This is a genomic window from Mycobacterium sp. 23, from assembly GCF_048287075.1.
GTDB lineage: Bacteria > Actinomycetota > Actinomycetes > Mycobacteriales > Mycobacteriaceae > Mycobacterium > Mycobacterium gordonae_B.
On the sequence record NZ_JBLVUX010000005.1, the window covers coordinates 677,640 to 697,485 of the forward strand.

The window sequence follows — 19,846 nt, forward strand, 5'->3', positions numbered from 1 at the left end:
TATCAGTTGAGCTCGAGAAGGTTGACAGGGGTCATTGTGCGCGTAAGGCCGTCGATCTGCCGGAGCAGATCGTCTGGCTCCAGAGTCAAATCCAGTGCATGACAGTGGATTGTGACCCCGACCTTCTGGACGGTATGAATGCTCACCGGCTCGTTGCCCCTCGCGTAAACAAGATGCCCCTCCGCGAGTCCGAGAACCGTGCAGTACGCCAGCATCTGATACAGATCGGCATTCGGAAAGCCTTCCGGGCGTTCTGCTTTGTACTTGGCATCGACCACGGCCGCCGGTGATCCGTGTCGGTGGCAAAGCAGGTCAGGCCGCATGTCCACCTGGCCTTCATTGTCTAGATGGAGTGCGGCTTGTATGTCGCAGTGCCAGCCACGCGCCGTGAGCGATTCGCGCAGGGCAATAGTGACGAAGTCCTCGAAGACGCGCCACATGTCGAACATGTAGCCGCTCACAGTGACGTCGCCGAGGTGGTGCTCGAAAGACTCTGCGGCCACGACGATCTCAGCCAGACGCAGGGCCGGCTCATAGCGGGCATTGAGCCGACTCGGCTGCCATCGCGGAACTTGGGTGCCGCGGGCGGGTATCGAGACATCAGCCAGTGCACGACGAAGGCGCTGCAACTGCCTGCGCGCGCGCTCGCTGATGCGCGGGACGGTCAGCAGCCGCAGTGTGGCTAACGCCAGGAGTTGGTTCTCGGCGATGTCCACCGTGAAGTCGTCGTACTCGACCGCGACCGGAACCGGCAGCCCATACAGTCGGTTCATCTGCTCGCCAGCCAGGATGCGCCCGCGCAGCACCGGCAGCGTGTCGGTGATCGTCCGGTATCCCTGCAGCAGTCCTTGCTCGACGGCACGGACGGCAAAACGCGCGAAGGGCTCAGCGACAGCGGGTAGTAGGTCGTCGGCGGCCTCCAACGCGACCGGGTCGTCGCGCCAAATCTGCGGGTTCTGTGCGTATCCGAGCAAGAACAACAGACGGTTCAAGTCGGTGATCTTCGGCCGAATCACAAGTTGGCGCCCGCCAATGGTGACGGCACCGACCTTCCGTCCGGCGGCCACGTCGAACAGACCGTCGTCGAACGTCCGGGTGACCACCGCAATCCCCAGGTCCGTCAGCGCTCGGAACTCCGCGACTGACAGCCTCACCGTCTGGGCCTCTCCACCCTCAATCAGAACCAACGGTTCCGGCATCGTCACTCGATTCGGCATTGACCTCAAGTACCGCAGCGGTATTCGCAGAGATGCTCTTCATGAGCACGTCCAGCCCGTATCGGGCGCGGACGTGGACGTTGCGATCGCCGAAATGATGCTCCTCAAGCAGCGGCAGTATGTCGGTGCGCCACATGAGCTCCAGCGCTTTACCCGTGGGGTCGTGGGCGATCCGCTCTCGCATGAAGTACGACGGCCCGATCTTGAAGTCAGCGTCGGCAATCCGCGAGTTCAGTTCCTCATGCAGATCGGCCAGTGTGCTCGGGTGACCTTTGGAGGCCAGCCAACTCCGCAGAATCCCGCGAGTGGGTTCCTCGGACGGGTGCAGTGGCAGAAACGCGAATCGGCGCCGCAGTGCGCCATCCACGAGGGCAATGGAACGGTCAGCGGTATTCATGGTCCCGATCACGAAGATGTTCTTCGGAAGTGAGAAAGGCTCGGAACTGTCCGACGAATACATCAGGTCGATCGCCTGGTCTCGGTACTCCAGCAGGAAGTAGAGCTCTCCGAAAATTTTGGCCAGGTTGCCGCGGTTGATCTCGTCGATGATCAGAACGTATGCGGCAGACGGGTTGTCGGCGGCCTTGTCGACCAGTGACCGCAGCGGGCCGGCCTTCAATGTGAACCCGATCTGTCCACCAGCCTCGCCTTGTGGCCGGAAACCCTCGAAGAAGTCTTCGTAGGAGTAGGCCGGGTGGAACTGGACCAGCTTCACGTTCGACTTGTTGGTCAGATGCCCGGCGAGTTCCCTTGCGATGTAGGTCTTTCCAGTCCCCGGTGGTCCGTAGAAGATGAGTTGGCGACGCTCCCGCAGAAGGTCAATGCAGTCCTGCAGCCAATCGACGCCGACGTGGAGCCGCTCCGCCAATTCGTTCGTGGCATCCGGCAGATGAACTGCTCCGGACTGTGTCCGTCGCGGACGACGTTCCGCCAACGCGGTAAGCGTCTCCAGGTGTTGACTCAGGTCCAGAACCTCGCCCTGCACGTTCAGACGCGCGGCGATATCGTCGGGGAGATCGGCCCACGTGCAGGGATAATCGAACCATTTCGCCGGCCGGCGCAGGTTGGATCTGCCATCGCCACTCGCGACGAACTCAGCGGGACCCGTGATGGAGCCAAAATGGACAGCACCCTGGCTCACCGTGACAATCAGATCGCCGGGGTGCATCCGCTCCAGGAATGCAAAGAACTCGTCGAACTTCTCTTGACGAGCGGCATAGCCCGAGGAGCTGTAATCCGCTTCGACGAATTCTTTGAGTTCATCGCGCGTGACGTCGGCGTCAACCTGCCGTAGCAGGCTCGCCGCCAGCGACACCGACTGCTTGCTTCGCCAGATCGGCACCATATCTCGGCCTTTGACGTTTGAACCGTGAATCTTCCACGCATGCTGCACGGTCGGCCCAGGTGTTTTCAACCAACGCTCTATCCACGGCTTCGCGTAAAGATCGACATGGCCGCCCTCGGCCTCGGTGATCGCTTCATAGATCTGGGCGATGTCGGTGTCGAGGTCGCCGGACAGAGTGGCGAGGTACTTTCCGGCGAGTCCGTCGCGGAGCGCCTTGCGATGGTCAATATTCACGATGGGCAGATAGAAGTGCGGGAATGCCAAATACAGCAACGATTGCCGTTGGGCTGCCTGGCCGGTCGGAACAGCACTGACTTCTTCGCGGAAGATCAACGGTTCGGCTAAGGTGTCGACCTGGCGCTGTTCAGGCAGCGACTTGAAGTGGCGGGCGAACTGGATGAGGTAGACGATCTGTGCCCACCGGTAAGTGGTAAAGGCCTGGCCGCCATTGAATACTCCACCGCCCAACAATGCGGCCTCAACGTCTTCCGGCAGCGTTACCGGAGCGCTACTCATGTTAAGAACATTCTCCACCTGCTTGACCTTCAACGTGCCGCCCAGATTGGTGATCGGGAGAGTGTTCAGGATGAGGAGTTCAGCGAAGAGCTGCACTGCGGCCGGCGAAGAGTGGGCCAGCTGATGCTCCAGCTTCTCGAAGAAGCCTCCGGGCCCGGCATCAGGTCGATCGACGTAGTCCGCCGTGAGTTCATCGAGATTCGCTACAGTCCAGATCGGTTGTCCGGGAGTGAGGAGCGAATCGTCCTTGCCGAGACCCGAATCGATCAGTCGCCGCCCGATCTTCTCAACCCCCACTGCGGCCTCACGAGCGAATGTCCCGACCTCTACAGCGGTCATCGCGTTGCTCCCTCGACGTGCTGAAGGATCCTCGTATCGAGCGGTTCTACCGCACTGGTGCTGACCGAGCGGTAGTCATCCATCAGTTGTTGATGTACCCGGATGACGTTCATCGTCCCCTCTAGATCGATAACAGGTCCCTCGCCATGCCGACCACTGAGGCTGCATCAACCGTAAATCCAGTCGGTCCCGACCCGTGCTGAGCTCACCCGATGCAAGATACCGGTGATCGATGACAGCTTGCGGGCTGTTAATCGCGGCCCAACGGCCGCCCATTTCGGCGCGGTGGCGTTCCGGGGGCATATTCTCGGCCGGCCCATCCCGCCGCAGCGGGAGAAGAGTGACGCCAGCCCCCGTCCACACGCACTGCGCCGGTAGCCGCGCGAGACAGGCTAGGCGGTGGCGGTGGCGGTGGCGGTCGGGCACGAGCCGTTGCCGCTTATACGGCGGCAATCGGTTTGTAGTCGATTCTGCCGAGTTCCTTGCAGACCCTCGACAGGCCCGTCCATCTATAGGCGCCCGGCGGTGATCCTGCCAACATTACCGACTTTCTGACGCTCGCTACGCTGGCTTTCGTCCGTGGCGCGTTTCGCACGCGTGCAGCGTTTACCCCACCGCGATACCGGCATAGCGATGAAAAGCTCTAGACCTCGTGGGGGTCAAAATGTATATCGAAGTGGAGCACACGCGGGGCGAGAGGTGTTCGGGGCGGAGCTAACTGGCGCGAAGTCAGGGCCGGTTTGCAGAAAGTACCTGCCGCGCCTGATCGAAAATCGGTCGATCAGCTCGCGGACGGTTGCAGCATCCTCGGCGACGTTCGGATATAACACCTTGTCCAGCTTTCCTGAACCGGACCCATGAGCGGCTGAATCGCCTTGATCATGTCCACGACGCTGGGATCGGAACGCAAGTCTGCCCATTCGCGGCGCTTGAACCATGGCTTGTTGCGGTAGTCCTTTACGCACTTCAGCATGAACGCGCGGTCCATCTTGATCGTTACCTCAGGTTCGGCGCGGACCGAAAGTCAGTCGGAACCGCACCCTGCTTGACTGGCCAAGAATCGATGCCCATCGCAACTTGCCACTCGCCCGAGTGACAATCCCCCTCACTGTCGGTCTCACAAAGTAACGTCAGTTTCGTTTGGTGTTTGACTATGGCGAAAAGGGGGCCGCCGCATGGACGCGTTCGGTGTCCTGAACGAGGTCTTGGACGACTACGAGAACTTCGTCAAGGGCTTCCTGGAGATCAAGGACGACCAGATCCGCAGCAAGGTCGAGAAGGAGATCGCTGACGGTCTGCTCTGGCCGGAGCCGTGGCTCGCGCTCAATCCGGCGTTCGAGTCTGGCGGGACGGTCAGCGAACTGGTCGCCAATGGCGTTCTCGACTCGGAGGCGACGGACATCTTCCGAGACCCTACCGGCAAAGAGATCACTTACCACCGGCACCAGACCGACGCCTTCGAGATCGCCAACCGCCGCGAGTCCTACGTCCTCACCACCGGCACCGGCTCGGGCAAGTGGACGGGTTGATGGCCCGCAATCCCTACACTTTGGTGAAGCGCCCGGCCGTGCGCAAGCGCGAGGCCAAGCACCTCGATGCCCACACGGTTTCCGCCGTCCTGAAGGCCGCCGAGGGCCTGCGTTATTACCGGGTGCTGGTGTTGATCGCAGCCACGGGGCTGCGCCGCGGTGAAGCGCTCGGGCTGCACTGGGAGCACGTGAACCTCAGAGACGGGTCACTCAGGGTGGCGGCCACGGTCGGGAGGATCGGCAAAGGGCTGACGGTCACCGAACCAAAGACAGAGCGCTCCCGGCGTACGGTCCCCCTGTCAAGCTACCCGTCGTGGGGCTGCTGAAGGCTCAGCGGGCCGCACAGCTACATGCTGGGGAGCAGTGGACCGATAGCGGCCTGGTGTTTACGACAGAGTTCGGCAAGCCGGTCGATCCGCGCAACCTCCTGCGAGCGGTAGAGATCGCCGCCGCCAAGGCGGGTGTCGAGGACATCGGTGTGCATACGCTGCGGCACTCGGCAGCCGTGGCATGGCTGGAATCGGGCGTGCATATCAAGGCGGTTGCTGACCTGCTCGGGCACAGCTCGATCAGGCGTGACCGGAGACATCTACGGGCACACGTCGGACGCGACCACGCGTGCCGCGATTGACGGACTAAGTGGCGCGCTCGGGCTTAAAGGATCCGCGGAAACTTCGTACACGAACCAATCAGTTAAGGGCACTCAAAAGCCGGGAAACGGAATGGTTGGCCCCGTACTTGCCTTCAGCGCACGTCTCAGCGCCTTGAGAAGCTCTTCTCTAGTGAATCGAGGTTCGATCAGTTTCGCTGGACGCGTCGCACCTTTGATCCTGCAGACAGGCGCGAACGGTGCATCGCTGTCGATCCCATCCATGTCCAAGATGTATTGGATTTCGAGGTAGTCGCCCGGGTTAAGGCAATCAGCACGGTAGGACTTGTGGGGCACCACGCCCGACTCGGTAACGGCTATGTGCTCGGAGTGTCCGGCAAGTTGTGAGTTGACAGTGCCAGATGCATCTGTCGTGGTGATGCTGTTGGCCAAAAAGTCGGACTTTAGTATTTCCTGATTTCCCGTATTCATGTACCGGACCGTGACGATACGAGGATCCTTAATTGCGCTGCCGCCAACGGTGACAACGATATCGCCTCGAATACCGCTGAGGCGATCCGAAAGGATCTTGACGTCATCTACCAAGCTATAGTCGAGAGTCTTCCTTTTGCGGGTCTTGAAGAAGATGACGATAGTCACCCCGAGAGCCACAGCGGCGATAATGACGGAGATCAGGCCCCACGGGAAGGTTTGCCAGAAGTTTTGGTTTTGGCCGGTCCCCACCGCAGCAGCATAGGCCGAGGAGCGAGGGTCCGATAGTGCCCTGATCAGATTTGCTGGCGACAGGGGTTAACCGGGCCGGTTTGGGTACGGCGGTTGGGTAAGACGGCGGATTTAGACATCCACGGAGGCGAAAAGTACCACCTGACCTGCGTCGGGCTGACAGGATTTGAACCTGCGACCACTTGACCCCCAGTCAAGTGCGCTACCAAACTGCGCCACAGCCCGGTGCTGCCGGCCCTTGAAACATCCGTGAACCAACAGCAGGTCGACAGCCTACCGCAGCCACCCGAAACGCCAGACCTAGGCCACCTGCGCGTCGGAAGCCGCAGCCCGCTCCCACAGCAGCGAGGAGTACACCGTCCGCCCATCGGACAGGGCCAACTCCGACGACAGGGTCAGCCGGTCGCCGTCGAGGTCGCTGTGGCGCAGATGGAACTGACCCAGGTAGTTCGGCACCAACGACAGCGTCGCCTGATGCCGGATGTCACCGGTCTGCTCATCGACGAAGTACCGCCCGCTGTAGGCCAGGTATCCCAGCGCTGCGGCGGCCGCCTGCTCCGGGGTGCCGCCACTGGCCACCGGGCGGTCGTAGTCCGGCCGCCCCGAGGACTGGATCTGCGCCGACATGAACCCGTCCGGGGTGTACATGATCAGGCCCTGGGCATCCTCGCCGTGCGGGTACCTGGCCGGCCCGTCGGGGCTGTCCCGCTCCACGTAAGAAACGAGCCGCCAGGCTCCAACAAGACTGTCGCGCAATGATTTTGACATCTAAATCTCCTCAATACCTTACGCGGGACCGGGTGTCGACCTTTGCGACCCACGCCCGCAACACCTGGGCGAGTTCGGCCTCGCGGCCGTAGAAGCGCTGTGCCGGCACCGGCACGCTGACCGCCACCAGCACGTCACTCACGCCGTGCAGCACCGCCCCTACCGCGCAGATGCCTTCGGTCTGCTCTTCGCGGTCGTAGGCGACGCCATCGGCACGGACCCGATCCAGCTCGTCACGCAGAGCGGCCTGATCGGTGATGGTGTTCGGGGTGAGCTGCACCAGCCGCTTGGGCATGGCCTGTGCCAGCTGGTCGGCGGGCAGCGCCGCCAGCAGCGCCTTGCCGTTGGCGCTGCAGTACAGCGGGAACGTCTCCCCCACCGCGCTCACCGCCTGCAGGCGGTGCGGCGCGACGACCTGATCGATGAAGTCGGCGCGGTCGCCGTCCAGAATCGACAGATCCACCGTCTCGTTCAGGCTGCGCGACAGGTCGGTCAGGAACGGGTGCATGTCGGTGACCACCCCGAGGCGCACCGTGTTGGCCATCCGCGCGATCTCCGGGCCCAATCGGTAGGGTCCCCGGGCTCCCCGGCGCGACGCGACCAGCCCTTCGTCTTCCAACGCGTTCAATATCCGGCTCACCGTCGACCGCGCCATCCCGACCCGCTCGCAGATCTCGGCCTGATTCAAGCCACCCGGATGCGACTGCAGCAGCCGCAGTATCTCGGCGGCCCGGGCAATGACCTGAATGCCACCGCTGCGGACTTCCGCAGTCTCCGGCGCGACTGTCATGCCCGCACTCCTCTCCCGGCCGGCAGTTGCAGCACAGCCTCGGCTTCTTCCACAGAGGCCAGCGGCAGGTCCAGGGCATGGGCCAGCCGCACAGTGCGGGACACCAGCGCCAGATTGCTCGGCGCCAGCTCACCCTTGCGCAGATATAACGTGTCTTCCAGCCCCACCCGGGCGTTGCCGCCGAGCGCCAGACCCATCGCGGTGAGTTCCAGGTTGGCCCTGCCGATCGCGATCACCTGCCAGATCGCCCCCGGGGGGAGCCGGCGCACCATGGTGAGCAGGTTATCGGCGGTCGCGGCCATCCCACCCTGCACCCCGAGCACGATGCTGAACTGCAGCGGTTCGGCCAGCAGTCCCTCGGCCCACAACCGCAGGCAGGCCTCCAGATGGCCGGTGTCGTAGATCTCCAGCTCGGGCTTGATGTCCAGCTCGGCCATGCGACCGGCCAGCCGGCGCACCGCATCCGGGGGGTTGCGAAATTCCCCGCGGCCAAAGCTCATTGAGCACGGGTTGAGCGTGGCCATCCGCGGCCGCAGCTCCACCAGCTTCTGCCGTTCTTCGAACGGCACGCTGAGGCCGACTCCGGTCGACATCTGGATCAGGATCGGACAACGATCGGCGATCAGATCCATCGTGCGCCGCGCGATAACCAGATCGGCTGTGGGCCTTTCGTATTCGTCGCGCAGGTGGATGTGGGCGACCGACGCGCCGGCGTGGTAGGCCTGCTCGACGGCGGTCGCGATCTCCTCGGGAGTGGTGGGCAGGGCGGGGTTGTCGGCCTTGGTCGCGATGGGCCCGGTCGGCGCCACCGTCAACAGGACGCTCACGAGTCCTCCCCGTCCAGGTGGGCCATGGTAACCAGCAGCAGTGCTTCCTGGTCCGAACGATTGAGAATCGACCTCGTCTCGCCCTTGGGAAGGTGCATACTGTCGAGCCGGCCCAATACCGTCTCACCCTCTTCGGTGTGAATCACCAACTCGCCGTCGAGCACGACGTAGACGGTTTCCGCTGGGGCAGCAGCCTTTTCGGCCATGCCGCCGGGGTGATACAGCGACACCCCGACCCAGAATCGTTCGCTGGGACCGGCTTCCAGACCTTGCAACCGCGAGGTGCACACGTGGTGGTGCGCGGGTGCCACATATGTCGGAGCGTCGCACACACGAGTGACGTTCATGCTCAGGCCGCCTCACCCGTCTCGATGCGGTAACCCCCGGTCGGGTCGACGATCGCGACCAGCCGCACGATGCAGCCGTCGCCACCTACCCAACGCCACGGGAAGGCCGCGAAGGTGACCCGCTTGCCGGTGACCTTGTCCAGGTCCCCGCCGACATTCTCGAAGCCGTAGATGCCCTTGGACAGAATGGCTCGGTGGCAGGGCTCCCATTCGGGGAAGTCGTCGAGCACCTTGCGGCCGGTCTGCTCTTCGTATTCCTTGACGGCCCAGGGCAATAGACCGCCCTGGGCCTCCGCCGGGCCGTGCGGGGCGATCGCGGTGGCCAGCGGATGGTCCAGCGCCTGGGTGTCGGTGCCGACCGCCTTGACGCCTTTGGCCGCGAACCATTCGCCGGCCTCCTTGTAGAAACCCGGCGAGTACGCGTAGTACTCGGCGCTGTCGGCGTACTTGTGGTGCCAGCCGGTGTTGACGATGACGATGTCACCGGGACGGATCTCCGGAGTGACCTTCTCCAAGTCGTCGGCGGTCACGACGCCCCACTTGCCCTTGGGAATCGAGACGACCACCCCGGTGCCGAAGAACGCGCTGAGCGGGATCTCTTCGAGGAAGGGGGTTCCCTCGACCACGTGCGCGGGCGCGTCGATGTGCGTACCGGAATGCATGACGGTGGTGATCTTCTGGGTCAGCACACGGCTTTTCGCCATACCGTGCAGCCGTTCAATCTTGACGTCCTCGAAGTACGGCCACGCGGGCACTCCGTGCCCCCACGGGTGCGACAGGTCGTAGAACTCCAGGGCTGACTCGGCTTTACCGAGGGGCCAGGTGAATTCCATGACTACAACGTCCTTTCTGTGTTGAGTTGCCGATTGATGTGCCCGGCCAACCGGGCGGCCGTCTCTTCTCGCGCCCCCTCGGGCCAGTCCAGGAACCCCCGGCCGGTGCGGGCTCCGAGTTGGCCCGCCTCGACGAGCTCGCGAAGCAGCGGGCTGGGATGCGGGTCGCTGTTGATGTTCGGGATGACGGCGTCATGGATGGCCAGCGTCAGGTCCAGACCGATGTAGTCGGCATTCTCCAGCGGACCGAGGGCGGCCAGCCGCAGCCCGATCGTGTTGCGCACCACCAGGTCCACCGTCTCGGCATCGCAAACGCCTTCGGCGACAAGGGCCATCGCTTCGCGCCACAGCGCGTGCTGCAACCGGTTGCCGATGAAGCCTGCGACGTCGCGGCCGACCCGCACCGGCATCTTGCCAGCCTCGGTCAGCAGAGCGATGACCCGCTCGACCGTGTCGGGGCTGGTCCGCTCACTGGGGATCACCTCGACCACCGGGATGAGGTCGGGCGGATTCCAGAAGTGGGTACCGATCACGCGGCTGCCGTCTTCGACCCGCTCGGTGACGGCGCCGATCGGCAGCACCGAAGTGTTGGTCGCCAGAACGGCGTTGGGCGCAAGGCCGGCCAGGCGTGCGAAGAGTTCCTGTTTGACCGCAAGGTTTTCCACGATGGCCTCGACCACCAGATCGGCATCCCGCGCCGCCGCGGCCAGATCGCCGACGGCAGAGACCGAACCGCCCCCTGCACCGGACACTTCGCGCGCCTCAGTGGCTGCGGCATCGAAGATTTCGGTGTTGGTGTCGGTGATGACGACATCTAGTCCCGCCGACGCCAGCACGCCCGCGATGCGACGGCCCATCAAACCGGCACCGACGACGGTCGCGCGGGCGAAGCCGTGCGATCTCAGCATGCGGTGTATCCCCCGTCCAGATACATCACCTGGCCGGTGTAGAAGCTGGAGGCGTCGCTGAGCAGGTAGATCAGGGCGCCGACGAAGTCCTCGGGTTCAGCGAAGCGGCCCAGCGGAATTCGGGCGAACATGGCTTCGCGTGTCTTGCGCCCCTTTTCGTCGTCGGCATACATCCACTCCGTCAGTTCAGACCGGAAAACCGTTGGCGCCAGGGCATTTACCCGAATACGATCAGCGCCCCACTCGGCGGCCAGCGACTTGGCGAGCAGGTCGGTTCCCGCCTTGGACGGACAGTAGGCGCTGTAGCCCGCGGGGTGGCCGAGCACGCCCCGTACGGAGGACACCAGGACGATACTGCCGCCCAGGCCCTGCTCGAGCATGACCCGTCCGGCCGCCTGACAGGTCAGCCAGGCCCCCCGCACGTTGGCGTGCATGACGTTGTCGAAGTCGTCCACGGCCATCTCGGTGATGGGTGCGACGTAATTCATGCCAGAGGCGACCAGCACTCCGTCCAACCGGCCATGGTGAGCGACGGCCGCCTCGACCATGGCCTGCACGTCGGCGGGAGTTTCCGGACGGCGCGGCACCAGGACGGCACCGTCAATGCCCGCGTCGTCCACGAGTTGGTCCAATCCGGCCGAGTTGCCGCCGGCCAGGGTCAACCGCGCTCCCGCGTCGGCGAGGGCTCGCGCCGCGACTCGGCCCAGCGAACCGGTGGCGCCGGTGATCATTATCGACTTGTCGCGAACGCTGAATCGCGTCTGAATGCTGCTGAGCGCCTCTTGCGTCGTCATTCCGAGTTCCTCACTAATCCCACGATGCGGTTATTAATATCCGCTATACGAGAAATAGTAAGAAGCACTATCGACGCATGTCAACGACACATTCTTGTGATGTAGCTTTCTATGCCCGCATTGCGGGAGTTGGGCTGCGAGCAGGCTGAGAGCGCAGCGTCAGCGCCGCTGGGCGCCGCGCTTTTCGCGCATTCGCACGTTGATCCGGATCGGGCTGCCCTCGAACCCGAACGTCTCGCGCAGTCGCCGCTCCAGGAACCGTCGGTAGCCGGCTTCCAAGAACCCGGTGGTGAACAACACGAACGTGGGGGGCCGGGACGCGGCCTGCGTCGCGAACAGAATGCGCGGTTGCTTGCCACCGCGCACGGGCGGCGGTGTGGCGGCCACCACCTCTTTGATCCAGCTGTTCAGCGGGCCGGTGGGGATCCGGGCGTCCCACGACGCCAGCGCGGTTTCCATCGCCGGCACCAACTTCTGCACCGCCCGGCCGGTTTTCGCGGAGATGTTGACCCGCTGCGCCCAGCGCACCTGCACCAACTCGCGGTCGATCTCACGGTCCAGCAGGTCGCGCCGATCCTCGTCGACGAGGTCCCACTTGTTGTATGCGATCACCAGAGCGCGCCCGGCCTCGATCACCATCGACAGCACCCGCAGGTCCTGTTCGGTGAGCGGCTGGGAGGCGTCGATCAGGATGATCACCACCTCCGCGGCGTCGATGGCGCCACGCGTTCGCACCGAGGCGTAGAACTCGTGACCACTGGCCTGCCCGACCTTGCGGCGCAGACCGGCGGTGTCGACGAACCGCCACACCTTGCCGCCCAGCTCGATCAGCGAGTCGACCGGATCGACCGTCGTTCCCGCGACGTCGTGAACCACCGAGCGCTGATCACCGGCCAGCTTGTTCAGCAGCGAGCTCTTGCCCACGTTGGGTTTGCCGACCAGGGCGACCCGGCGCGGACCACCTCCGGTCGAGGCCACTTCGGAGACCTCGGGCACCGCGGCCAGCACCGCGTCGAGCAGCTCACCCACGCCGCGGCCGTGCATGGCGCTGATCGCATAGGGTTCGCCCAGGCCCAGCGACCACAGCTCGGCGGCGTCGGATTCGGCGCGCTCACTGTCAACCTTGTTGGCGGCCAGGAATATTGGCTTGCCCGACCGCAGCAGGATGCGGGCGGCGGCCTCGTCGGCCGCGGTCGCGCCCACCGTGGCGTCCACCACCAGAATCACCGCGTCGGCGGTGCGCATGGCCACCGAGGCCTGCTCGGCCACCAACTGCTGCAGGCCCTTGGCGTCGGGTTCCCATCCGCCGGTGTCCTGCACGACGAATCGACGCCCAGTCCACAGCGCGTCGTAGGACACCCGGTCCCGGGTCACTCCCGGGACGTCCTGCACCACCGCCTCGCGCCGGCCGATGATCCGGTTGACCAGTGTCGATTTTCCGACGTTGGGCCGCCCGACGATCGCCACGACGGGCGCCGGACCGGCCTCGTTCAGCTCGTCTGACTCGAAATCAGTGAGCTCCCAATCACTTTCGTCAGACCAGGTACCGTCCTCGGTCATCGCACTGCCCCACTTCGCTGGGTTACCAACTCTTGTAGGTGAGCGATCACCTCGGCCTCGGTCATGTCGCTGGTGTCGACCACGATCGCGTCCGGCGCAGCCCTCAGCGGCGAGACCGCACGGGTGGAGTCAAGGTGGTCGCGGCGCCGCACATCGGCCAGGATGGCCTCGTAGTCATCGGCCAGTCCGGCCCGGATGTTCTGGGCGTTGCGGCGCTGTGCGCGCGTCTCGGCAGAGGCGGTGAGGAAGATCTTGACCGGCGCATCAGGGAAAACCACGGTCCCGATGTCGCGTCCCTCGACGACGATCGTGCCCGGGCCGTCGGCCATCTGGCGCTGAATATCGACCAGTCGGGTGCGCACGGACGGCACGGCCGATACCGCGGACACGGCCCTGGTGACGTCGTCACCCCGGATTTCCGCCGAAACGTCCTCTCCAGCAAGGGCGAAGCTGTTTGCGTCCGGGTCGTAACCGACCGAAAGCCGGGCGCCTGACGCGATCTCGCTGACGGCCGCGGCATCGCCGGGATCGACACCGGCACGCAGCACCGCCAGCGTCACCATCCGGTACATCGCTCCGGTGTCGAGGAACCGCGCCCCCAGGCCGCGCGCCAATCCCCTTGACACCGAGGACTTTCCGGTGCCGGCCGGACCGTCGATGGCCACAACCACACCCGGTCCCCAGTGGCTCGCCGCACTCCCGTCACTCGCTGCGCTCGCTGCGCTCGTTCCGCTCACAACCCAACCGCCTTGTACAGTTGCCCGATCTCGTCATGCCGCAACGCCCGCACCGAACCGGGACGCTGCTTACCCAGGGTCACCGCGCCGATATCGGTGCGCACCAACGCTTCCACCGGAAAGCCGACTGCCGCCAGCAACCGGCGCACGATCCGGTTGCGGCCCTCGTGCAACGTGACCCGCACCAGCGATTTGCCCGGAATGGCGTCCACCACCGCGAAATCGTCGAGCTTCACTGGGCCGTCGTCCAATTCGATCCCTGTCCGCAACTGCTTTCCCAGTCCCCGCGGGACGGCACCGGTCACCGTCGCGAGATAGGTCTTGGGCACCTCGTGGGACGGGTGCATCAACCGGTGCGCCAACTCCCCGTCGTTGGTCAGCAGGATCAACCCTTCGGTGTCGGCGTCCAGCCGCCCCACATGGAATAACTTCTTGTTGCCGCGGACTTTCCGTTCGATCAGGTCGCCGATGCACGGCCGGCCACGATCGTCGGACATGGTCGAGTGCATGCCGCGCGGCTTGTTCAGCGCCAGGTAGACCAGCGAATCGTCCAGCACCACCCGGCCTCCGTCGACGCGGATCACCGAGGTGTCCGGGTCGACCCGGGTGCCCAGTTCGGTCACGACCTGCCCGTCGACCTCGACGCGCCCCTCGAGGATCAACTTCTCAGCCGCCCGGCGCGAAGCAATCCCGGCCTGGGACAACACCTTCTGCAAGCGGATCCCCCGCTCGTCCGATTGGACCATCAGTCGTGGTCCACGTCGAAGGTCAGCGGCTGATCGGAAACCCGGCCGCCGTTGAGTTTGATGAACCGCGGCTCGCTGTCCAGGGTTTCGCTGAGGTCGTCGATCGTGTCGACGTCCGGCAACAGTGGCGCGATATCGGGCAGTTCGGACAACGACGTCAGTCCGAGCCGCTCGAGGAAAAGCTCGGTGGTGGCGAAAGTGACTGCGCCGCTGTCTTCGTCGTTACCGACCTCGGTGATCAGACCGCGCGCCAACAGCGTTCGCATCACGGCGTCCACGTTGACGCCTCGCACCGCGCTGACCCGGGCCCGCGTCACAGGCTGGCGGTAGGCCACGACGGCGAGGGTTTCCAGGGCGGCGCGGGTGAGCTTGGTCCGCGCACCGTCCAGCAGCAGCTTCTCGACGTAGGGCGCGAACCGCGCCCGCGTGTACAGCCGCCAACCCTCACCGGAGTGGCGCAGGTCGATACCGCTGTCGCGTTCGGTGAGTTCATCGGCCATCAGCCGCAGCCTGGCCGCCACGCGGTAGACCGGTTGCTCGGTGGCCGACGCCAACGCCTCCGCGGTCACCGGGGTGTCCACCACCAGCAGCAGCGATTCGAGCACCCGGCCAAGCTCGTCGGGATCCATTTCGGCGGGTTCGGCGATATCCGGGATGCCAGCATCCAGCTCGCCCTCAGGCGGCAGTTCGGTCATCTACTGATCTCGCACTTCTAGCAACGATTCGCTCGCTGGCCGTTCCCCGGTCCATGAAACCTGGAGCACGCCAAGGGGCTCGGACTGGTCGAATGCTACAGCCCGGGACCGATACAGTTCGAGCAGCGCAAGGAAGCGTCCGACGATCTCGACCGGCACGGTGCAGTCGGCCACCAGCTCCGAGAACGACGCCCACTGGCCGCTGCCCCGCCCTTCCAGCATCCGCAGAATGTGGCGGGCCTGCTCGGGCACCGACACCGGCTCCACGTGCAGATGCCCGAGACCGACGGTGGGAACCGGGCGCGGGGTGAAGGCGATCGCGGCGATCTCGGCGAACCGCTGAGCGTCGACACCGATCATCACCTCGGGCAGCAGGCCCTCGAAGCGCTCCTCCAACGCGACCGCACGGGGGTAGCTGCGCAGCGCGGTGGCCTCGAGTTCGGCGAACATCTCCGCGACGTGCTTGAAGGCCCGGTACTGCAGCAGCCGCGCGAACAGCAGGTCGCGCACCTCCAGCAGCGCCAGATCCTCCTCGTCGTCGACCTGGCCGGTGGGCAGGAGCCGGGCCGCTTTGAGGTCCAGCAAGGTGGCCGCGACCACCAGGAAGGCGGTGGTCTCCTCCAGGTCCAGCTGTGCGCCGATGGTCTTGGTGTAGGCGATGAAGTCGTCGGTGACCTGATGCAACGCCACCTCGGTGACGTCGAGCCGGTGGGCGAAGATGAGTTGCAGGAGCAGGTCGAACGGGCCCTCGAAATTGGTCAGCCGGACCTGAAACCCGTGCTCGGAGGCCGCCTGACCGTCTGGGCCGCTCACACGCCGAATCGGTCGATGAACTCGCGAGCCAGCGAGCGGTACGCGAGCGCCCCCGCAGACTTGGGCGCCCAGGTGGTGATGGGCTCGCCCGCGACGCTGGTCTCCGGGAAACGGACGGTGCGGGTGATCACGGTGTCGAACACTAGATCACCGAATCGTTCGACGACGCGGGCCATCACCTCACGTGAGTTCACGGTGCGCGGGTCGTAGCGGGTGATCAGGATGCCGCTGATGTCCAGTTTGGGGTTGAGCCGGTCGCGCACTTTGTCGACCGTGTCGGTAAGCAGCGCCAGGCCGCGCAGCGAGAAGAACTCGCACTCGGTGGGAATGACGACGCCTTCGGCACAGGCCAGGCCGTTGACGGTGAGCAGTCCCAGCGACGGCTGGCAGTCGATGAGCACGTAGTCGTAGCGGTCAAGCACCGGATACAGCGCCCGGGCCAGCGTCTGCTCGCGTCCGACCTCGTTGACCAGCTGAATCTCCGCCGCCGACAGGTCGATGTTGCTGGGCACCAGATCCAGGTTCTTGACCCGGGTGTGCAGCAGCACGTCGTCGATCGATACCCGCGACTCCACCAGCACGTTGTGGATCGTCTTTTCAAGCTCGTAGTGCGGAACCCCCAGCCCGGCCGACAGCGCACCCTGGGGGTCCATGTCGACCAGCAACACCCGCCGCCCGTACTCGGCCAGCGCCGCGCCCAGATTGATCGTCGAGGTCGTCTTGCCGACGCCACCCTTCTGGTTGCACATCGCGACGACCTTGGCCGGCCCGTGGCTGGACAGCGGCTTGGGTTCGGGAATCGCCCGCGGCGGCCGGCCGGTGAGGCCGATCTCTGGACCGTTGCCGGAATGGTCGGTCATGCCCGGTCGCGGTGGGTGGTGACGGGCGTCAGCGTGGACATTGCAGGAAAGTCTAACGGCTGGACCCCCCTGCGCCGGGAGACCCGCGGGCAAATCAATCCGCGCGGAGATCTGCGCCCGATGCGGTGGTACACACCGCCGCTATCCACCTGGGTGACGCTGACTTTGCGCTGACGGCATCACAGCCCGTGGATGACGAGCGAGACCGATCCTACAGCCGAGCCCGCGCTGACCGACCAAGGCGGAGTCGTGCGCCACGATCGACTCGCATCGACTCGAGCTCAGGGCCGGAAGTCCCCCATGCTCTCGTCGTCGGCTTGCTCATCGGCGTCGAGCAAGGCCAGATGCTCTGCCTGGAACCACCTGTTGAGCAGAAGGCGCAACGGCACCAGCATCGCGATGAACAAGGGGAACAAGATCCCCACCGGGCTGCTCTTGAGGATCCACAACACCACCAGACAGAGAACCTGCACCAAGGTGAAGGCGTGGATGACTTTCCAGGGAACATGACGAACGTAGTGGGTGTCGGGGTACAGCTTGCGGTCCGTCAACCACAATTTCAACCGCGCATAGAAGTCCGTCCCGTTGAGGGTGGCGAAACCCATGAACAGGAACAGGCCGAAAAGTACCTCGATCGGAACTTTCTTGATCACCGGCAACATGAAAATTGAGGCCGCGATCAGCAAATGAATCGCGAGCGGGGAGACTCGATTTTCCCGTACAGCAAGGATGCGCTCAGCACCCGAATCGTCTTCTCGTCGTGTGGTTCTCGCCAGACTCTTGACGTGGTTGAGGGAATGGACCGTGGCCGCCACGATCCAGGGCAAACCGAACACCGAGCACACCGCCGTGATGACGGCGACAACGGCCAGGTCCAGGTGATAGCCCCCACCTTTTCGGAGGGCATGCGACGGGCTGTTGACCAGACGAGTCGTAATGTTCTGATCGAGAAATAGCAGAACCGTGACGAGGATTGCCGGCCCGAGGCAAGCGAGGATCAGCCAGACGGGCACCGAGAACATGTCGACGAGCCAGGGCCGGCCGGTGGTGGTGCCGAAATGGTCGGGAATGGCCACGTCCGCCACCTTGACCTCCGGCAACGTCAAAGCGAATATCGTCATCAGCGCGATGGCGATGGTGGGTCCGAAATCTGCCACGAATTCACGGAACCTGCGCTGGATATACCTGGTCTGCAGGAAAGTCTTGAAGTTGCGGGCCAACAGAAATGTTCCCAGTGCCAGCACCACGGTCATCAGGGCGGTCGCGTCGTTGCGCGGTGACGCCGTGAAGGGCGACACCACGGAGCGCGCCGCTTCGACGATGAAAATGACGGCGATGAGGACGGCGAAGATCTCGTCGACGAAGCGGGTGAAGAACCTCATCAGCGCGCTGGCATCGGTGACCGCGAGGACGAGCAGGAGAACGCCCGACCAGACTCCTACCCAGGCGTAGACGGGTAGAAAGGGAAGATCGAAACGCCGGCACATCGTGTAGAGCAGGCCGGTGAAGATGACGATGGGGCCGGTGCCGCCCAAAATTGTCAGGGGTTGAGCGGACAGGAGCGCGAACAGGATTCCGCCGAAGGCGGTTGCCACAATCATTTCCACGATGCCGATCTCACCGTCGGTCATAACACTGGTGAGCCCACCGAAAGCAATAGCATTCGCAAGGCAGGCGAAAAAAAGAAAACTGACAGATGCTACGGCTTTCGAATGCAGCCCGTCCTTGAAGTCGCTCGTGTAGAAAGGCAGCTTTCGCTGCACATCCGCCCGAAGACCACCGCCGAATCGGCCGGTGTAGGTCAGGAGGCCGACCTCCTGAGTTGGTGGGGCGTCCGACACGCTGCTCCGTTTGCTTGACACGGATTCACCTTCCAGTCGAAACACACTCGACCCGCTCCGAGCCGAGCTGCCGACCAGACTTTCCGGCGCACCTATTGCCAACATGCCGTGCCGACCTGGCAAGAAGCAACCCCAGACCAGGTGCTCAGCGGTCCTCATCGAATACTCATAGGCCAGCCCGACGACCAGAGTTTCCGAATTGCGCGGCATCCGAGCGCCTATCGTGGAAGTCCATGGATCTCAAACGGCGCATACCCCTGCTGCGGTGGTCGGTGTGGCGGATGGCCACCGGCGCTCGCAACATCACCAAGACCGGCCAGATCGGTGACGGACGCGAGGCGGCGGCCGTCGACTACGTGCTGAACAACGCGCGGGCCGGCGATATCGACGATGTGCTGGCCACCATCGACAGATTCGCCTACGAGAAGTCGATGCTGATCAACGTCGGGGACGAGAAGGGGCAACTACTCGACGCCGCGGTGCGACGCGCAAACCCGTCAGTGGCGCTGGAACTGGGCACCTATGTCGGCTACGGCGCGCTGCGGATTGCCCGGGCCGCGCCGGGCGCCCAGGTGTTCTCCGTCGAACTCGCCGAGGCCAACGCCGCCAACGCCCGGCGCATCTGGGCTCATGCCGGCGTCGCGGACCGGGTGACCTGTGTGGTCGGCACCATCAGTGATGGCGGGCGCACCTTGGACGCGCTGGCCGGTGAGCACGGGTTCGGTTCGGGCACAGTCGATTTCCTGTTCCTGGATCACGACAAGGACGCGTACCTGGACGACCTGAAGAGCATCATGGACCGCGGGTGGCTGCATCGAGGCTCGATCGCCGTCGCCGACAACGTCCGGGTGCCGGGCGCTCCGCAGTACCGCGGATACATGCGCGAGCATCAGGGCAAGCTGTGGGACACGACCGAGCACAAGACGCACCTGGAATACCAGTCGATGGTGTCGGACCTGGTGCTGGAATCGGAGTTGCTCGCCTAGTTGCGCGAGCAGACGCAAAATCACCTCGGAGCGCATGCTCCCGGGTGATTTTGCGTCTGCTC

General features: G+C 64.3%; 22 protein-coding genes and 1 tRNA gene. 4 read left to right on the forward strand and 19 right to left on the reverse strand.

Features of this window, described 5'->3' with window-relative positions:
• Positions 1–2: 2 nt before the first annotated feature.
• The 3 genes from ACNQS7_RS04455 to ACNQS7_RS04465 form a co-directional block, all read right to left on the reverse strand.
• A complete protein-coding gene (locus tag ACNQS7_RS04455; RefSeq protein WP_418011597.1) occupies positions 3–1,199 on the reverse strand; it encodes an McrC family protein in 1,197 nt (398 codons plus the stop codon).
• A complete protein-coding gene (locus ACNQS7_RS04460; RefSeq protein ID WP_418011598.1) occupies positions 1,174–3,417 on the reverse strand; it encodes an McrB family protein in 2,244 nt (747 codons plus the stop codon). Before ACNQS7_RS04460 ends, ACNQS7_RS04455 begins: the two co-directional genes overlap by 26 nt.
• Before the next feature lie 781 nt (positions 3,418–4,198).
• Positions 4,199–4,405, reverse strand: coding sequence for a hypothetical protein (locus tag ACNQS7_RS04465; protein ID WP_418011599.1), 207 nt, complete (start codon positions 4,403–4,405; stop codon positions 4,199–4,201).
• Positions 4,406–4,592: 187 nt separating this feature from the next.
• On the opposite strand from ACNQS7_RS04465, the gene ACNQS7_RS04470 reads away from it, so the two are divergent.
• From ACNQS7_RS04470 to ACNQS7_RS04480, 3 genes are read left to right on the forward strand one after another with little or no spacing between them, the layout of a single operon-like run.
• Positions 4,593–4,946 (forward strand): hypothetical protein, encoded by a 354-nt coding sequence (locus ACNQS7_RS04470; RefSeq protein WP_418011600.1) that lies wholly within the window; start codon positions 4,593–4,595, stop codon positions 4,944–4,946.
• A complete protein-coding gene (locus ACNQS7_RS04475) occupies positions 4,946–5,272 on the forward strand; it encodes a tyrosine-type recombinase/integrase (RefSeq protein WP_418011601.1) in 327 nt (108 codons plus the stop codon). Before ACNQS7_RS04470 ends, ACNQS7_RS04475 begins: the two co-directional genes overlap by 1 nt.
• Complete coding sequence (locus ACNQS7_RS04480; protein ID WP_418011602.1) at positions 5,260–5,577, forward strand: tyrosine-type recombinase/integrase; 318 nt, start codon at positions 5,260–5,262, stop codon at positions 5,575–5,577. The genes ACNQS7_RS04475 and ACNQS7_RS04480 overlap by 13 nt, the downstream gene beginning before the upstream one ends.
• 72 nt (positions 5,578–5,649) lie before the next feature.
• Here ACNQS7_RS04480 and ACNQS7_RS04485 read toward each other — a convergent pair whose 3' ends face one another.
• The 16 genes from ACNQS7_RS04485 to ACNQS7_RS04560 all read right to left on the reverse strand — a co-directional run bounded on the left by ACNQS7_RS04485 (position 5,650) and on the right by ACNQS7_RS04560 (position 19,008).
• On the reverse strand, positions 5,650–6,279 hold the full coding sequence (locus ACNQS7_RS04485; RefSeq protein WP_418011603.1) for a hypothetical protein: 630 nt from the start codon (positions 6,277–6,279) through the stop codon (positions 5,650–5,652).
• A gap of 151 nt (positions 6,280–6,430) precedes the next feature.
• A tRNA-Pro gene (locus ACNQS7_RS04490) sits at positions 6,431–6,504 on the reverse strand.
• A 75-nt stretch (positions 6,505–6,579) separates the two neighbouring features.
• Positions 6,580–7,047, reverse strand: a complete 468-nt coding sequence (locus ACNQS7_RS04495) for a lipocalin-like domain-containing protein (RefSeq protein ID WP_418011604.1) — start codon at positions 7,045–7,047, stop codon at positions 6,580–6,582.
• Positions 7,048–7,057: 10 nt separating this feature from the next.
• Positions 7,058–7,837, reverse strand: a complete 780-nt coding sequence (locus tag ACNQS7_RS04500; RefSeq protein WP_418011605.1) for an IclR family transcriptional regulator — start codon at positions 7,835–7,837, stop codon at positions 7,058–7,060.
• A complete protein-coding gene (locus ACNQS7_RS04505) occupies positions 7,834–8,664 on the reverse strand; it encodes a 3-keto-5-aminohexanoate cleavage protein (RefSeq protein WP_418011606.1) in 831 nt (276 codons plus the stop codon). The genes ACNQS7_RS04500 and ACNQS7_RS04505 overlap by 4 nt, the downstream gene beginning before the upstream one ends.
• A complete protein-coding gene (locus tag ACNQS7_RS04510) occupies positions 8,661–9,011 on the reverse strand; it encodes a cupin domain-containing protein (protein ID WP_418011607.1) in 351 nt (116 codons plus the stop codon). Before ACNQS7_RS04510 ends, ACNQS7_RS04505 begins: the two co-directional genes overlap by 4 nt.
• Before the next feature lie 2 nt (positions 9,012–9,013).
• On the reverse strand, positions 9,014–9,844 hold the full coding sequence (locus ACNQS7_RS04515; protein WP_055578050.1) for a cyclase family protein: 831 nt from the start codon (positions 9,842–9,844) through the stop codon (positions 9,014–9,016).
• Positions 9,845–9,846: 2 nt separating this feature from the next.
• Positions 9,847–10,752 carry a 3-hydroxyacyl-CoA dehydrogenase family protein gene (locus tag ACNQS7_RS04520; RefSeq protein ID WP_418011608.1) on the reverse strand — a complete coding sequence of 302 codons (906 nt, stop codon included), beginning with the start codon at positions 10,750–10,752 and terminating at the stop codon, positions 9,847–9,849.
• Positions 10,746–11,546, reverse strand: a complete 801-nt coding sequence (locus ACNQS7_RS04525) for an SDR family NAD(P)-dependent oxidoreductase (protein WP_418011609.1) — start codon at positions 11,544–11,546, stop codon at positions 10,746–10,748. Before ACNQS7_RS04525 ends, ACNQS7_RS04520 begins: the two co-directional genes overlap by 7 nt.
• A 159-nt stretch (positions 11,547–11,705) precedes the next feature.
• A complete protein-coding gene (gene der, locus ACNQS7_RS04530) occupies positions 11,706–13,106 on the reverse strand; it encodes a ribosome biogenesis GTPase Der (protein WP_055578053.1) in 1,401 nt (466 codons plus the stop codon).
• The gene (gene cmk / locus ACNQS7_RS04535) at positions 13,103–13,777 is read right to left on the reverse strand and encodes a (d)CMP kinase (protein WP_418015878.1); all 675 of its coding nucleotides are present in this window, start codon (positions 13,775–13,777) and stop codon (positions 13,103–13,105) included. The genes der and cmk overlap by 4 nt, the downstream gene beginning before the upstream one ends.
• A 62-nt stretch (positions 13,778–13,839) precedes the next feature.
• Complete coding sequence (locus ACNQS7_RS04540) at positions 13,840–14,589, reverse strand: pseudouridine synthase (RefSeq protein ID WP_418011610.1); 750 nt, start codon at positions 14,587–14,589, stop codon at positions 13,840–13,842.
• On the reverse strand, positions 14,589–15,284 hold the full coding sequence (gene scpB, locus ACNQS7_RS04545; RefSeq protein WP_418011611.1) for an SMC-Scp complex subunit ScpB: 696 nt from the start codon (positions 15,282–15,284) through the stop codon (positions 14,589–14,591). Before scpB ends, ACNQS7_RS04540 begins: the two co-directional genes overlap by 1 nt.
• Entirely contained in the window at positions 15,285–16,097 is an 813-nt protein-coding gene (locus ACNQS7_RS04550; protein WP_418011612.1) for a segregation/condensation protein A, read from the reverse strand.
• Complete coding sequence (locus tag ACNQS7_RS04555) at positions 16,094–16,957, reverse strand: ParA family protein (protein ID WP_418011613.1); 864 nt, start codon at positions 16,955–16,957, stop codon at positions 16,094–16,096. The genes ACNQS7_RS04550 and ACNQS7_RS04555 overlap by 4 nt, the downstream gene beginning before the upstream one ends.
• A gap of 281 nt (positions 16,958–17,238) precedes the next feature.
• Positions 17,239–19,008 (reverse strand): sodium bicarbonate transporter family protein, encoded by a 1,770-nt coding sequence (locus tag ACNQS7_RS04560; protein ID WP_418011614.1) that lies wholly within the window; start codon positions 19,006–19,008, stop codon positions 17,239–17,241.
• A 23-nt stretch (positions 19,009–19,031) separates the two neighbouring features.
• On the opposite strand from ACNQS7_RS04560, the gene ACNQS7_RS04565 reads away from it, so the two are divergent.
• Positions 19,032–19,784, forward strand: coding sequence for an O-methyltransferase (locus ACNQS7_RS04565; protein ID WP_418011615.1), 753 nt, complete (start codon positions 19,032–19,034; stop codon positions 19,782–19,784).
• The last annotated feature ends 62 nt before the right edge of the window (positions 19,785–19,846 follow it).

Coding starts and splice junctions, on each gene's coding strand:
- ACNQS7_RS04515 (WP_055578050.1), bottom strand. CDS start 9,844: ATGGAATTCACCTGGCCCCTCGGTAAAGCCGAGTCAGCCCTGGAGTTC.
- ACNQS7_RS04540 (WP_418011610.1), bottom strand. CDS start 14,589: ATGGTCCAATCGGACGAGCGGGGGATCCGCTTGCAGAAGGTGTTGTCC.
- der (WP_055578053.1), bottom strand. CDS start 13,106: ATGACCGAGGACGGTACCTGGTCTGACGAAAGTGATTGGGAGCTCACT.
- ACNQS7_RS04525 (WP_418011609.1), bottom strand. CDS start 11,546: ATGACGACGCAAGAGGCGCTCAGCAGCATTCAGACGCGATTCAGCGTT.
- ACNQS7_RS04500 (WP_418011605.1), bottom strand. CDS start 7,837: ATGACAGTCGCGCCGGAGACTGCGGAAGTCCGCAGCGGTGGCATTCAG.
- ACNQS7_RS04465 (WP_418011599.1), bottom strand. CDS start 4,405: ATGGACCGCGCGTTCATGCTGAAGTGCGTAAAGGACTACCGCAACAAG.
- ACNQS7_RS04510 (WP_418011607.1), bottom strand. CDS start 9,011: ATGAACGTCACTCGTGTGTGCGACGCTCCGACATATGTGGCACCCGCG.
- ACNQS7_RS04520 (WP_418011608.1), bottom strand. CDS start 10,752: ATGCTGAGATCGCACGGCTTCGCCCGCGCGACCGTCGTCGGTGCCGGT.
- ACNQS7_RS04565 (WP_418011615.1), top strand. CDS start 19,032: ATGGATCTCAAACGGCGCATACCCCTGCTGCGGTGGTCGGTGTGGCGG.
- ACNQS7_RS04560 (WP_418011614.1), bottom strand. CDS start 19,008: ATGCCGCGCAATTCGGAAACTCTGGTCGTCGGGCTGGCCTATGAGTAT.
- scpB (WP_418011611.1), bottom strand. CDS start 15,284: ATGACCGAACTGCCGCCTGAGGGCGAGCTGGATGCTGGCATCCCGGAT.
- ACNQS7_RS04495 (WP_418011604.1), bottom strand. CDS start 7,047: ATGTCAAAATCATTGCGCGACAGTCTTGTTGGAGCCTGGCGGCTCGTT.
- ACNQS7_RS04455 (WP_418011597.1), bottom strand. CDS start 1,199: ATGCCGGAACCGTTGGTTCTGATTGAGGGTGGAGAGGCCCAGACGGTG.
- ACNQS7_RS04475 (WP_418011601.1), top strand. CDS start 4,946: ATGGCCCGCAATCCCTACACTTTGGTGAAGCGCCCGGCCGTGCGCAAG.
- ACNQS7_RS04470 (WP_418011600.1), top strand. CDS start 4,593: ATGGACGCGTTCGGTGTCCTGAACGAGGTCTTGGACGACTACGAGAAC.
- ACNQS7_RS04460 (WP_418011598.1), bottom strand. CDS start 3,417: ATGACCGCTGTAGAGGTCGGGACATTCGCTCGTGAGGCCGCAGTGGGG.
- ACNQS7_RS04555 (WP_418011613.1), bottom strand. CDS start 16,957: ATGACCGACCATTCCGGCAACGGTCCAGAGATCGGCCTCACCGGCCGG.